The sequence below is a fragment of the Clostridioides sp. ES-S-0005-03 genome, assembly GCF_020658455.1.
Classification (GTDB): domain Bacteria; phylum Bacillota; class Clostridia; order Peptostreptococcales; family Peptostreptococcaceae; genus Clostridioides.
This window is the reverse complement of record NZ_JACVWI010000002.1, coordinates 55369-70119: the sequence shown is the minus strand read 5'-3', so window position 1 is coordinate 70119 and position 14751 is coordinate 55369. Positions and strand designations below refer to the sequence as shown.

Genomic DNA, 14751 nt, shown 5'->3' with positions numbered 1-14751 from the left:
AGAGAGGAAGATTTAATTAATGTATAAATATAAATTTACTGTATTTACTCCAACATATAATAGAGCACATTTACTTGAAAATTTGTATAATGATTTAAAAGCTCAAACATATGATTTCAACGACTTTGAATGGTTGATTGTTGATGATGGAAGTAGTGACGGTACTAAAGAATTAGTTGAAAAATTTATATCAGAAGATAAATTAAATATAAGATATATATACAAAGAAAATGGAGGAAAGCATACTGCAATAAATCTAGGTGTAAAAAATGCAGATGGAGAACTATTTTTCATTGTAGATAGTGATGATGGTTTAATTAAAGATTCTCTTGAAATTGCTAATGATGAATGGAATTCTGTAGAAAATAAAGAAGGATTTAGTGGGGTTGTTGGACTTTGTGTATACCCAAGTGGAGATTTAATAGGCACAGAAATGCCTAAGGATAAAAAAATATGTCACTTTGCAGACCTATATTTTAAATATGGTGTTAAGGGAGATAAAAGCATAGTATTTGTAACTGATGAGCTTATAAAATTTCCTTTTCCAGAAAGAAAAGAAGTGAGATTTTTACCAGAAAGTGTAGTATGGAATGAAATGTCTAAATACTATAAAGTTAAATGTGTAAACAAACCTATGATAATAAGAGATTATTTGGATGATGGTTTGACTAAGAATATATTAAATAAAAATGCATTAAAAGGTAGAGCATTAGAGTTTTTATATTTAATAAATCAAAATACATATCCTTTAGGTAGATATCCATATATGTGGATAAAGAATTACATAAATTTAGCTAGATACTCATTGTTATCTGACAGTCATTATTTTGGCGAAATCAAAAAAATATCTGATAAATTATTGTATTTAGTGTTGTTCCCATTAGGATATTACAAATATATTGGACAAAAAAAGTTAGTATCTAAGTAAACTTGTTGGTATAGTACTGCTAGTTGCTATATAAGGAGAGTAAAAATATGAATGAGCCTTTAGTATCGATAATTACTCCTGTATATAATTCAGAAGAGTTTTTATCAGAGACAATAAAGTCAATCCAAAATCAAACTTATAAAAATTGGCAGCTTTTATTAGTGGATGATTGTTCTAAGGACAATTCAAGTGAAATTATAAAAAGTTTTCAAAAAGAAGATGCTAGAATAAAATATATAAAGCTTGAAAAAAATTCTGGAGCTGCAGTATCTAGGAATGTTGGTATTGAAAATGCGGAAGGTAGATTTATTGCATTTGTAGATAGTGATGATTTATGGGAGAGTAAAAAGTTAGAAATTCAGATAGGATATATGTTAAAAGAAAATATCGGGTTTTCTTTTACATCTTATAGATATATGAGACAAGATGGAACAAAAACGAGTAAAGTTGCAAGAGCACCTAAAAAGATTGACTATGAAGGATTACTTAGAAATACTATAATAGGGTGTTCTACTGTAGTCATCGATAAGGATGTCATAGGTGAATTTAGTATGCCTTTAGTAAGAAGAGGACAAGATACTGCAACTTGGTTACAATTACTTAAAAAGGAAAAATATGCATATGGAATTCAAGAAGATTTAGTGAATTATAGGCTAGTTGGGAATTCTATATCAAGCAATAAGATAAAAGCATTAAAACGAACTTGGAATACTTATAGAAATGTTGAAAATTTAAGTTTACCAAAAAGTCTATATGTATTTTGTTTCTATGTTTTTAATGCCATTAAAAAAAGAGTATAAGTTTTATATACTTGGAGGTAAAAAAATGAAAATAGCTATAGCTGGGACTGGATATGTAGGGCTAGTAACAGGTGTTTGTCTAGCAGAGGTAGGCAATGAAAATGTAATTTGTGTTGATATAGATGAACACAAAGTTAAATCGATGCAACTTGGGATAGCACCTATATATGAAGAAGGCCTAGAAGAACTTATGGTTAGAAATTATAAAAAAGGAAGAATAAATTATACTACAGATTATAAAAAAGCTTATGAAGATGTAGATATAATACTAATAGCTGTGGGAACTCCTGAAAGAAGTGATGGTTCAGCTAATTTAGATTATATAAAGGCAGTTGCAAAGCAAATAGCTGAAACTGTAACAAAAGATACTTTAGTAGTAATAAAATCTACAGTACCAATTGGAACAAATGAAGAAATAGAAGATTATATAAATAGAAACTTAAAAAATGATGTGAAAGTTGAACTTGCATCTAATCCAGAGTTTTTATCACAAGGTAGCGCAGTAAGAGATACTTTACATGCTTCAAGAATCGTTATAGGAGTGGAAAGTGAGTGGGCAAGAGAAATACTGGAAGAAATCTATAAACCTTTTAATCAACCTATAATAGTAACCAATAGAAATAGTGCTGAAATGATAAAATATGCATCAAATAATTTTTTAGCACTTAAGATATCTTTTATGAATGATATTGCAAATCTTTGTGAGATAGCAGGAGCTAATGTGGAAGATGTTGCCTTAGGAATGAGTTATGATGATAGAATAGGAAGTAAATTCTTAAAAGCAGGTATAGGTTATGGAGGTTCTTGTTTCCCTAAAGATACAAAAGCTCTTCACTGGTTGTCTGAACATAATGGATATGAGTTAAAAACAGTAAAAGCTGCTATAGAAGTGAATGAAAGCCAAAAACTTAAATTAGTTAGAAAGGCATCTAAACTAGTAGAGAGCTTTCAAGATATGAAAGTTGCTGTTTTAGGACTAACATTTAAGCCAGATACTGATGATATAAGAGAAGCTCCATCTATCCCAAATATAAAATATTTGCTTGAAAGAGGAGCAAAAGTTACTGCATTTGACCCAATAGGAGTTGAAAATACTAAGAAAATATTTGGAGATTCTATACTTTATGCTAAATCTATAGATGATACAATAGAAGATGCAGAGATATGTTTTATAATGACAGAGTGGAAAGATGTCTTAAATTATGATATACATAAGTATAAGGAAAAGATGAAAAATCCTTTAGTTCTAGATGGAAGAAATTGCTACAAGCTTGAAGATATGAAAGAACTAGGTATTGAGTATTATTCGATAGGAAGGTAAATATTATGAAGACTGTTTGTTATTTGGCTGATGGGTCAAATCCTCATACTTTGAAATGGTGTAGTTTTTTTAAAAATAAAGGATATGACATTCATGTAATCTCTTTAAATGGAGGTCACATGGAAGGAATTAAAATATATGATTTTGGTTCTAACGTAGAAGAACTGAAAAATGAAAATATTTCTAAAAAAACAGGATACTTAGGTTCAATAAAACAAATAAAGAAACTAGTAAATGAAATAAAGCCAGATATACTTCATGCACAATATGCAAGTAGCTATGGATTTATAGGGAGTTTACTTGGGTATCATCCATATATTATTTCTGTTTGGGGTACTGATATTTACGATTTCCCAAACAATGGTTTTATACAAAAACAAATTATAAAACATAACTTTAGAAAAGCAGATTATATATTTTCAAATAGTAGAGACATGGCTAAAGAAGCTAATAAATATACAACTAAGCATGTAGATGTAACCTTTTTCGGAGTAGATATGGATAGATTTAAACCTATGGAAGTAGAAAAAGAAGATGCTTTTGTAATAGGAATTATAAAGAGTTTGGAAAAAAAATATGGAATTGAATATTTAGTACAAGCATTTAAGATGTTGAAAGATGAATATAAAGAAAAGAAAATAATTTTAAAAATAGGTGGTTCTGGAAGTCAAATGGATAACTTAGTGAATTTGACTAAGGAATTAGGACTAGAAGAAGATGTCCAATTTTTAGGTAGAATATCTCCAGAGGATGTCAGTAAGACTTTTAATTCTTTTGATGTAACTGTATTTCCTTCTTTGAGAGAGGGGTTTGGTGTAGCTGCAATAGAATCAGAGTCTTGTGAAGTTCCTGTCATTGTTACAAATGTAGGTGGACATCCAGAATCTGTATTGAAAAATGAAACTGGGCTAATTGTAGAGCCAAAGCAACCAGAAGAAATAAAAAATGCTATAATAAAGCTAATGGAAAATGATGAACTTAGACTTAATATGGGTAAAAAAGGGCGTCAGTTTGTTAGAGAAAATTATGAAGTTAATTTAAACTTTAATGATATAGCAAAAATATACGACTCTATATTAGATAAATATAAAAAATAAGAATTGAAAAATACAGCAAAAGATAGATGTTGTTGGCTATGCTTAGGTGCGTAGCTTTTGCTGTTTAATGGAGGGCTTCTAGTTATGCGAGAAAGTATAGATTTAGAGAAAGAAAGCTTTTTTAATAAGCTTTTTAAAAAATATAAATTTAGACAACTAACATTATTAATTCTAGATATTTGTAGCGTGCTAGTAGCATTTCGAATGTCTTTGAGTTTGACAGGAAATTTAGATGTATTCAATGTTAATAATGTAATAATTTCAGTTTGTATATATATTGTACTCCATATAGTATCATTTAGATTGTTTAAGTGTTACAACACATTGTGGAGATATGCAGGAGAAGAAGAAATTATTTCGATTTTTATTGCAACTTTAGCTTATCTAATTCCAGCTTATGTGATAAATAGAATATTGGGACTCGATTATCCTATAATGCTTTATGTATTAAATACGATATTCATTATAATGTTTACAAGTGGAGTGAGAATAGGGTACAGAGCTATAAGAATAGTCATGAATAAAACCTATTCTAGAGGGAAGGTTTCTAACATTCTTATAATTGGAGCAGGAGATGCTGGAGAGATGGTTATACAAGAATTAAAGCGAAATTCAGAACTTAAAAAAGTCGCAGTAGCTATAATCGATGATGATAAAAATAAAATCGGAAGAATAATTCATAATGTAAAGATTGTAGGAACAACTTCAAAGATAAATGATATAGTTGAAGAATATAAAGTAGATGAAATAATTTTTTCTATTGCCAACATAGAAAAACGCAGAAAAAAAGAAATTATTGATATGTGTAAAAATACTAATTGTAAAATAAAGACAATACCAGGGATTTATGAAATTATAGATGGAAAAGTTGACATAAAACAGATTAGAGAGGTAGAAATAGAAGACTTATTGGGTAGAGAGCCTATAAGAACAAATTTAAAAGAGATAAGTAACTACATTGAAGGAAAAGTAATCCTTGTAACTGGAGGAGGAGGCTCAATTGGTTCAGAGCTTTGCAGACAGATTGCAGGATTTAATCCTAAAGAGCTTATTATAGTTGATAATTATGAGAATAATGCTTATGCAATACAACAAGAATTGCTTAGAAAATATAAAAACAAGCTGGATTTAAAAGCAATAATAGCTTCAATAAGAGAAGAAAAAAGAATGGATGAAATATTTAATAAATATAAGCCAGAAGTAGTGTTCCATGCAGCAGCTCATAAACATGTTCCTCTTATGGAGTCAAGCCCTGGTGAAGCTATAAAGAATAATATATTTGGAACTTTAAATATAGCAGGTTTATCTTCAAAATATAAAGCTAAGAAGTTTGTCCTTATATCTACAGATAAAGCTGTAAATCCTACAAATATAATGGGAGCTACTAAAAGAGCTGCTGAGATGATTATACAGACAATGAATGATGAAAGTCAGACTGAGTTTGTTGCAGTTAGATTTGGAAATGTACTTGGAAGTAATGGAAGTGTAATTCCCCTTTTTAAGAAGCAAATTGAAGATGGAGGACCAGTAACTGTTACACATCCAGATATCATTAGATATTTTATGACGATACCAGAGGCTGTAGGACTTGTTATACAGGCTGGAGCTATGGCTAAAGGTGGAGAAGTATTTGTGCTTGATATGGGAGAGCCTGTAAAAATATTGGATTTAGCAAAAAATTTAATAAAATTTAGTGGGTTTGAACCAGATGTTGATATAAAAATTGAATTTTCTGGTCTTAGACCAGGAGAAAAATTGTATGAAGAACTTCTTATGTCAGAAGAAGGTCTGTTAGATACAGAGCATAAAAAGATTTTTATTGGTAGGCCAATAGATGTTGATAGAGAAGAAATAACAAAATACTTAAAACTTTTAAAAGAAATTACAAACAATGAAGAAACTGAAAAAATAGATAGTGTAATGAGAAAATTAGTACCAACTTACATTAAACCAGAAGATGCTAATATCAAGGAAATTGCAATAACTCGAGATAAGTAGAATATATTTCTAATTTGTAACCAGGGGGAGCAAAAAGAAACAAATAGAGACTAAAAAGAAACAAAAGATTACAAAAAGATTACAAAAAGATTACAAAAAAGGTTGCAATTTATTTTGATGTAAGTTAGAATGTTAATTAGGAATTGGAAACGAAGGAACAAAATGTTAAATTTTCGAAAGGATTAGGTATTTGAGATTATGATGAATATTAAAAATAAAAAACATATATTGAAAAAATTTATAGCGATGGTGTTAATAGCAGGAGTTGTTACAGTGGAGGCGGGAGCAATAACAGCTAGTGCAGCAGAGTTATCTAATTCACCTATGACTGCGACAGTAGATCAATGTGACTTCTTAAACATGAGAAGTGGAGCTAGTGCAAATGATGCAATAGTAGGAAAGATAAACACAGGTGACAAAGTTGAAGTTTTAGAATTACATTCAAATGGATGGATAAAAATAAAAACAGTTGACAATGTTACAGGATGGGTAAATGGAGATTATTTAACTATTGAAGGTGGAAATGTAGACGCAAAGGTACAAAATGTTTTAAACTTAGCATTTAAGCAACAAGGTAAACCATATAGATGGGGAGCAACTGGACCAAACTCTTTTGATTGTTCTGGGTTCACTTCTTATGTTTACAAAAATGGAGCAGGAGTTAATTTGCCAAGAGTATCAAGATCACAAGCAACAGTAGGAAAGAAAGTATCTAGAGCAGAATTAAAAGCAGGAGATTTAGTTTTCTTTGGTTCAGGTGGTTCAATAAATCATGTTGGGTTGTATATAGGAGATTCTAAATTTATACATTCACCACAAACAGGAGATGTAGTAAAAGTTACTAGTATGGCTCCAGGAACTAATTATGCTAGAAGACTTATAACTGCTACACGTGTTTTACAATAATAATAGATTTAATTTACATAGGATTGAATATTAACATTAAATGCAGTTATGTTTAATGTTTTACATAGAGAGTGAAGTATTAATTAATATTAAAATAGTGATGAACGTTATAAAAACAGCAAAGAAGATAAATTTCTTTGCTGTTTTTTTTATAATAAATTATTTCATATTATAATCAAATATTAAATATAAATATTAACTATATTATTCAATATTTGACAGATAATATGAATTTTAGATATACTTAGTAAGGAGTATATTGTAGAAAAAAATAAATTTAAGAAATTAAGGGGGATGAAATGAAAAAGATAAGTATATTACTATTATCGTTGGTAATGACACTTACAATGTGTAGTGTAAGTTCATTTGCTGATTCGTCAAATGATAAGGAAATGAGAGCAGCTTGGATATCTACAGTTTATAACTTAGATTGGCCTAAGACTAAAAATAATGAAGCCAAGCAAAAAAAGGAATACACAGACCTATTAGACAAATTAAAAAGTTCAGGGATAAACACAGCAGTGGTTCAAGTAAGACCAAAATCAGATGCTTTATATAAATCAAATATAAATCCATGGTCTGAATATCTTACAGGTACTCAAGGTAAAGATCCTGGATATGACCCATTACCATTTTTAATAGAAGAAGCACACAAAAGAGGAATGGAATTTCACGCATGGTTTAATCCATACAGAATAACTATGGCAGATGAGAGCATAGATAAGTTGCCAGCAAACCATCCAGCAAAGAAAAACCCAAGCTGGGTAGTTAAACATGGAAATAAGTATTACTATGACCCAGGTCTACCAGAAGTTAGAAAGTACATAGTTGATAGTATAGCAGAGGTAGTTCAAAATTATGATATAGATGGTGTTCATTTCGATGATTATTTCTATCCAGGAGTAAGCTTCAATGATACTGCTACATATCAAAAATATGGACAAGGACAAAACAAAGACAATTGGAGAAGAGAAAATGTAAATACTCTACTTAGAGATGTAAAGGCATCTATAAAGAGTATAAAGCCTGAAGTTGTGTTTGGTGTGAGTCCAGCTGGAATATGGAGAAATAAGAGTAGTGACCCAACAGGTTCAGATACATCAGGTAATGAAAGTTATGTAGGTACATATGCAGATACAAGAGCATGGATAAAACAAGGATTAGTTGATTACGTAGTTCCACAACTTTACTGGCCAATTGGTCTTAAAGCTGCAGATTACTCTAAATTAGTAGCATGGTGGGCAAATGAAGTAAAAGGAACAAATGTAGATTTATACATAGGACAAGGCATATATAAGCAAGGGCAATCAAGTTATAATGGGCAAAACATAGCAAAAGAAATAGTTAAGCAAGTAACATTAAATAGAAAATATAGTGAAATAAAGGGTAGTATGTATTTTTCAGCTAAAGATATAGCAAATAGTACATCTATACAAAATGATTTAAAGAGCTTGTACTCTGACAGCAATGAACAGCCAGTGACTCCACCATCTAATGTCAAGGTGGAAAAATTAAGAGGTGCTGAAAGATATGATACAGCAGTTGCAATAAGTAAAAAAGGATGGGCTACAAATTCAGATACAGTAGTATTAGTAAATGGATATTCTATAGTAGATGGTATAACATCAACTCCACTTGCTACTGCAAATGATGCACCTATATTATTAGTAAATAAGGGTGACATACCAACATCTACCAAAAATGAAATAAAAAGACTTAATCCAAGTAGAGTTATCTTAATAGGAGGAAATAATTCTATTGGAGATAAAATTGAAAGTGAGATAAAAGATACATTATCAAATGTATCAATAAACAGAGTAGGTGGCTCAGATAGATATAGCACATCTCTTTTAATAGCAAAAGAATTAGCTAAGACTAATCCAGTAGACAAACTATATATAACAAGTGGTACAGGTGAAGCAGATTCTCTTTCTATAGCTTCAAAAGCAGGAGAAGAAAAACAGCCAATCGTATTAGTATCAAAAGATAATGTAAGTGATGAAATCTATAACTGGGTATCAGACTTAAATGTAAAAGATGCATACTTTATAGGTGGTAATTTAAGTATATCTGATTCAGTAATAAGTAAATTAGATAAAGTTATTACTAATGATGTATCTAAAAATAGAATAGCTGGAGAAAATAGAGAAGAAACAAATGGAAAAGTAATACAGAAATTCTATCCAAATGTTGAATATTCATCAATATTTGTAAGTAAGAGTAATCAGTTAGTAGATGCATTAACATCAGGACCTTTAGCAGCAAAATTAAAATCACCAGTAGTTATGCTTGGAAATAGTGTAACATCTGCTCAGAAAACTGCTCTAGAGCCTAAAAAGACAAGTCTAGTATATGAAGCTGGAGATGGCATAAATCAAACTGCATTAAACAGTTTATTAAACTTAGTTCAGTAGTAAGAATTTAATAAAGATGCTATATTATAAATTCTATAAAGGCAAATTAAAATAAAAGTATCAAATTGGAAAATGTTAAATTAAAAAGTATTAAATAAAAGTAGAAATTAAAAAAGGAACTATATACATTTTATAATCAAGCATGGATAACAACTTGAAAATAATTATGTAATATAGTTCTTTTTCTATATTTAATCTTATATTTTATAATAATATTTGTATTAAATGTTTTTTAGTGTTATTATTGTTTAAATTCTATATCATTAAATATAAAATCATGTAATATATCTAAAGTATCTGGGTCAAATCTAAGAACCCAACCAGCCTTTCCATATATACCACCTGTACTATGAATTTCATCATCAATAGGGAATTCAAATTGTTTAACATTTAAGTCGCCCATTTTTAAAACTTGAGCTCCTAGAGAAAGTATTGCATTAGGCTTCATATTAGTTTTAACATATGGAAGAACAGCATCTAATAAACCTGGATATTTAGTAACAGGTAACGTTTCTGTTTTCTTGATTATAGCTTGTATAATCTCTCTTTGTCTTCCATCTCTTGCAAAAGCTGTATCATTATGTCTGATACGTGCAAAAGATAATGCTTGATATCCATTTAAAGTTTGTACTCCAGATTTTCTAATATATTGTATGCTACCTTTATCATCACTTTTATTCCAACCATAAGTTTCAGGAATAAATTTATTTAATTCACTTATTTCTCCTTTTTCAATTGTAACTTCAACGCCACCAATAGCATCAATTATATACATAAATGATTCGAAGTTAACACAAGCATAATTTTGAATATCAACATTAAAGTTCTCTTCAATTGTTTGTATTAACAAATCAGCTTGTCCATAAGCATAGGCATGAGTAAGTTTTTGTTTACCATGACCAGGGATGTCTACATAGCTATCACGAGCTAATGATGTAAGTTTGATATCATTATGTTTGTTATCAATAGTTAATATCATCATAGCATCTGACCTTGAAGAATCTTCATTTGGTCTAGCATCTGTTCCCATAAGTAGTATGTTAGTTATCCCATTTTCATTTTTATGGTCATTATTATCTAATAAATCACTATTTATGCTTGAGTCATGAATAGTAGATAATTTATAATAAAAATATCCATAGACGCTTATAGGGAATATTACTACCAAGAAAGCCAGTAGTATAACAAATTTCTTTAATTTTGACAAAAGTACCCCTTCTTTCTTCTTTTTCCTGTATATTTTTTAATAGCATACACTTAATTATATTAAAGTATTGAGATATATTCAATACTTGTTTCAGTTACAAAAAAAAGACAATGGCATAATTTATAAGAAAATTTGTCAATTTATATATAATTAAAAGTATGTGTAGTATACTCTTTAAAAAATTAATTAAATTTTTAAAGAAAAATAAGATTTATATGTTTTTTTACAATAAAAATAAGTACACACCTATCAATTACAAAATAATTTGCTTCTTGAAAGGCATGCACTTACTGTCAAATTCTGTATATAACTTTTTATTAATATAAATAAATATTTTACTCTTCAACCATAATATCTTCAAATATGAAGTCGTGCATTGCATCTAATTCATATTCTTCAAAAGGAATTACATAGCCTGCACTACCAATTTTTCTACCATTTTCAGTAGAAAGAGGGAATTCCATTGATTTTAAGTCTAAGTTTCCAATACTTAAAAGTTTTGTTCCTAGAGAAATTATTTCATTAGGACTCATATTAGTTTTAACATATGGAAGTATAGTATTAACTAGATTAGGATATTTGGTAACTGGTAAATCCTTAACACCATTTATTAAACTTTGTATAACACTTCTTTGTCTTCTATCTCTCTCATCTGTACTATCATTTTTTCTTATACGAGAAAATGCAAGTGTTTGATATCCATTTAGTTTTTGCTCACCTGAACTTCTTATATACTCAAGAGAGCCTTTGTCAGAATTTTTATGCCATTTATAAGTTTCAGGTATAAATTTGTTTAATTCTCTTATTTCACTCTTATCAACTGTAACAGTAACCCCTCCTAGAGCATCAACTATATCCATAAAAGAGAAAAAGTCAACTACAGCATAATTCTGTATATCGAGTTGGAAATTTTCTTCTATAGTTTCTATTAATAAATTAGCTTGACCATATACATAAGCATGTGTTAATTTTTGCTCTCCATGTCCTGGTATATTAACGTACGTATCTCTATTTAATGATGTTAATTTAAGACTTTTATTTTTATTATCAATAGTTAATATCATCATGGCATCAGAACGAGAAACTTCTTCTCCTGGTCTTGCATCTGTACCTAATAATAATATATTTGTAATATCTTCTTCATTTTTATAGTCATTACTGCTAAGAGCCTCTGTATTTATACTATCATCTTGGATAGTTTTTAATTTAGTAAAAACATATCCGTATACACTGACAGGAAATGCTATGACTAAAAGGGCTAGAAATATAACAAATTTTTTGAGTCCTGACAATAATATCCCCTACTTTCTAAATTTTTTAATTACACATAGTTAATTATATTAAAAAATTGTTACATAAGCAATAAAAAACACAATAAATTAGCATAAGTTTGTCATAATATAATTATTTTTATAATATTTTATAGAAGGAAGTGTGTAGTTATTATTAATTTTCTTGGAATATAATTATATGAAGATTTAAATTTTTATAAATTACTGTATATATTGGAAAAAATATTTTCCTGATTGTAGTTATATCATCTTACAAAAGGTGTAAATTGTAATTTAGAATTTTTGGTGTATAATAGGAATTGAAAATTTAAACTGATAAAAATTAATAAAAAATAATCATAAATTATATAATTTGGGGGAGGAAATGTATGATAAAATTAATAGCAACAGACTTAGATGGAACTTTGTTAGATGAAAAGAGCGAAATAAATCCAGAATTTTATAAAGTATTTAAAAAATTAAGAGAGAGGGGAATAATGTTTTCTGCTGCAAGTGGCAGGCAGTATCAAAATCTTATAAAAAAATTTGAAGATATAAAAGATGATATGATGTTTATCTCAGAGAATGGAACATTAGTAGTATATAAAGGAGAAGAAATATTATCAAATCCTTTGGATAAAGAGTTAGTAAATGAAATCATAGAGACAACAAGAAGTATAAAAGGGAAAAAAATTGTAATGAGTGGTAAAAAATACGCCTATATAGAGAGCAAAGATGAAGCTTTTATAGAAGAAGTTAATACTTACTATGCAAAGTTTAAAATTGTAGATGACTTGACTGAAGTAGAAGGTGATATATTAAAGATAGCTATACATGATTTCAAAGGTGCAGAACATAACAATAGTATCTACTTTGATAAGTTTTCTGATAGAGCTCAAGTATGTATTTCTGGGGTAGAGTGGCTTGACTTAACTGCAAAAGGTGCGAATAAAGGAAGTGCCATAAAAAAAGTACAAAGAATGTTAGGTATAAAATATGAAGAAACTATGGTATTTGGTGACCAATTGAATGATGTGGAAATGATGAAGAGTGCTTATCATAGCTATGCCATGGAGAATGCAAATGAGTATTTGAAAGAAATTGCTAGATTTAGAGCAAAAAGAAATACTGAAAATGGTGTTGTAGATAAGATAAAAGAAGTCATAAAAATTGGATAGCCATCTATGATGGGGTTCTAAATGAAAAAGATTATTTTGGCTGGTATAAATGATAAATTAAAGGAAGCATATAAATTACAGCTTGAAGAAGTATTGGGAGAAATTGCAGAAATAGAAACTAACTAACTATATGATATGTCTGGTGGATATACATTAGCATGGATGACATACTTAGTATTGACTGTAATTATGGTCGATTTGATATTAATAAGTTTAGTTTTAGGAAAAAAGAAAAATATAAATATCAAAGAGAGTTAAATGATACTAATTGAATAAATAAAAAATATCAATGTAATTTTTGATAAAATAAATTTATTTATATAAAAATTACATTGATATTTAATAAACATCAATAAAGATATTTATTTTTTTATGATACTCAGTATTTTGTTCTCTATTTGAGATACATTTTCTGCGGAAATCAAATAAACATATTTACCTGCTTTTTCAACAATAGTACTGTTTGCTATTTCAGAATTGTTTTTTTCTCCATGTCCTTCTCCAAAAGGTGCTTGAATCATGTCTCTTTTATAATTTTCTAGAGTTTTATAGATTTTATTTACATCGTCAGTTTTTATGACAATGATATCTTCTAGATATAATTTTTCAGAAGAATTGATTACAAAACCTTGTATAATGTCTTCTTCTACATCGTTAAAATAATTAAATTCTTTTGCATCAAAAAATTTTGATTCTTTTATAAGCAAATCAGAAGACTTTAATGCTTTTTCAATTTTTGATGTAGAAACGTTTTTATAATCGCTACTTGAAGAACAACTAACCATTCCAAAGGATAAGATTATTGAAAAAAACAACATTAAAATTTTTTTCATGAGAAACCTCCAAGTTTTTTTAACTCTATCTTAATTTAGTTTACTACATAATTATATAAAAATAAATGTATTTAATGTTACAGTTTTGATTAATAATGTAAGAATTTGATAATAATACCTATTAAGAGGTGATTAAAAATGAGAGTACCAAAACATGTAGGAATTATCCCAGATGGAAACAGAAGATGGGCAAGTCAAAATGGAATGACAAAGGATAGAGGATATGAAAGTGGAATAAATCCTGGACTAGAATCTTATAGATTATGTAGAGATTTGGGTTGTGAAGAAGTAACTTTTTATGGATTTACAACTGATAATACAAGACGTCCATCAGTCCAGACAAAAGCGTTTACAAAAGCATGTATTGATGCAGCAAATATATTGATAGAAGAAGGTGCAGCTTTACTAGTTGTTGGAAACACAAAATCTCCAATGTTCCCAGAAGAATTATTACCATATACAAATCGAATTCAAGCTAAAGATGGACAGATAAGAGCAAATTTACTGGTAAATTATGGATGGTATTGGGATTTAAATAATATATCAGGAGTAGAAAATGTAAATAAGAATAACATACAGGATTACATACAGTCATTTGATGTGTCAAGACTGGATTTGATAATTAGATGGGGAGGAAGACGCAGATTAAGCGGTTTCTTGCCTGTGCAATCAATTTATGCAGACTTTTATGTTATAGACAATTATTGGCCAGATTTCAAAGGTGATGATATAAAAGATGCCTTTAGTTGGTATGATACACAAGATGTCACTTTAGGCGGATAATTAAGAAATTTCAGT

At 28.9% G+C, this 14751-nt stretch carries 12 protein-coding genes; 9 read left to right on the top strand and 3 right to left on the bottom strand.

What is annotated here, in order from left to right; translation table 11 throughout:
• Nucleotides 1-19 precede the first annotated feature (19 nt).
• From IC218_RS09530 to IC218_RS09500, 7 genes are all read left to right on the top strand, one after another.
• Nucleotides 20-928, top strand: coding sequence for a glycosyltransferase family A protein (locus IC218_RS09530; RefSeq protein WP_227824290.1), 909 nt, complete (start codon nt 20-22; stop codon nt 926-928).
• Nucleotides 929-975: 47 nt separating this feature from the next.
• Nucleotides 976-1728 (top strand): glycosyltransferase family 2 protein, encoded by a 753-nt coding sequence (locus tag IC218_RS09525; protein WP_227482121.1) that lies wholly within the window; start codon nt 976-978, stop codon nt 1726-1728.
• A complete protein-coding gene (locus IC218_RS09520) occupies nt 1682-3049 on the top strand; it encodes a UDP-glucose dehydrogenase family protein (RefSeq protein ID WP_413926633.1) in 1368 nt (455 codons plus the stop codon). Before IC218_RS09525 ends, IC218_RS09520 begins: the two co-directional genes overlap by 47 nt.
• Nucleotides 3050-3054: 5 nt before the next feature.
• A complete protein-coding gene (locus tag IC218_RS09515) occupies nt 3055-4146 on the top strand; it encodes a glycosyltransferase family 4 protein (protein WP_227434463.1) in 1092 nt (363 codons plus the stop codon).
• An 84-nt stretch (nt 4147-4230) separates the two neighbouring features.
• Nucleotides 4231-6144 carry a polysaccharide biosynthesis protein gene (locus IC218_RS09510; protein WP_227824289.1) on the top strand — a complete coding sequence of 638 codons (1914 nt, stop codon included), beginning with the start codon at nt 4231-4233 and terminating at the stop codon, nt 6142-6144.
• A gap of 201 nt (nt 6145-6345) precedes the next feature.
• Nucleotides 6346-7050, top strand: coding sequence for an SH3 domain-containing C40 family peptidase (locus tag IC218_RS09505; RefSeq protein WP_227434465.1), 705 nt, complete (start codon nt 6346-6348; stop codon nt 7048-7050).
• Nucleotides 7051-7349: 299 nt separating this feature from the next.
• Nucleotides 7350-9464, top strand: coding sequence for a cell wall-binding glycosyl-hydrolase Cwp19 (locus IC218_RS09500; protein WP_227824288.1), 2115 nt, complete (start codon nt 7350-7352; stop codon nt 9462-9464).
• Between the two features lie 241 nt (nt 9465-9705).
• On the opposite strand, the gene IC218_RS09495 is transcribed toward IC218_RS09500, so the two are convergent.
• Nucleotides 9706-10671, bottom strand: coding sequence for an LCP family protein (locus tag IC218_RS09495; protein WP_227824287.1), 966 nt, complete (start codon nt 10669-10671; stop codon nt 9706-9708).
• A 335-nt stretch (nt 10672-11006) separates the two neighbouring features.
• Entirely contained in the window at nt 11007-11963 is a 957-nt protein-coding gene (locus tag IC218_RS09490; RefSeq protein WP_227434468.1) for an LCP family protein, read from the bottom strand.
• 368 nt (nt 11964-12331) lie between these two features.
• Between IC218_RS09490 and IC218_RS09485 the strand changes: the two genes are divergently transcribed.
• Complete coding sequence (locus IC218_RS09485; protein WP_227824286.1) at nt 12332-13120, top strand: HAD family hydrolase; 789 nt, start codon at nt 12332-12334, stop codon at nt 13118-13120.
• 362 nt (nt 13121-13482) lie between these two features.
• Here IC218_RS09485 and IC218_RS09480 read toward each other — a convergent pair whose 3' ends face one another.
• A complete protein-coding gene (locus IC218_RS09480; RefSeq protein ID WP_227824285.1) occupies nt 13483-13953 on the bottom strand; it encodes a DUF4358 domain-containing protein in 471 nt (156 codons plus the stop codon).
• 138 nt (nt 13954-14091) lie between these two features.
• Between IC218_RS09480 and IC218_RS09475 the strand changes: the two genes are divergently transcribed.
• Entirely contained in the window at nt 14092-14736 is a 645-nt protein-coding gene (locus tag IC218_RS09475; protein WP_227482127.1) for an undecaprenyl diphosphate synthase family protein, read from the top strand.
• The last annotated feature ends 15 nt before the right edge of the window (nt 14737-14751 follow it).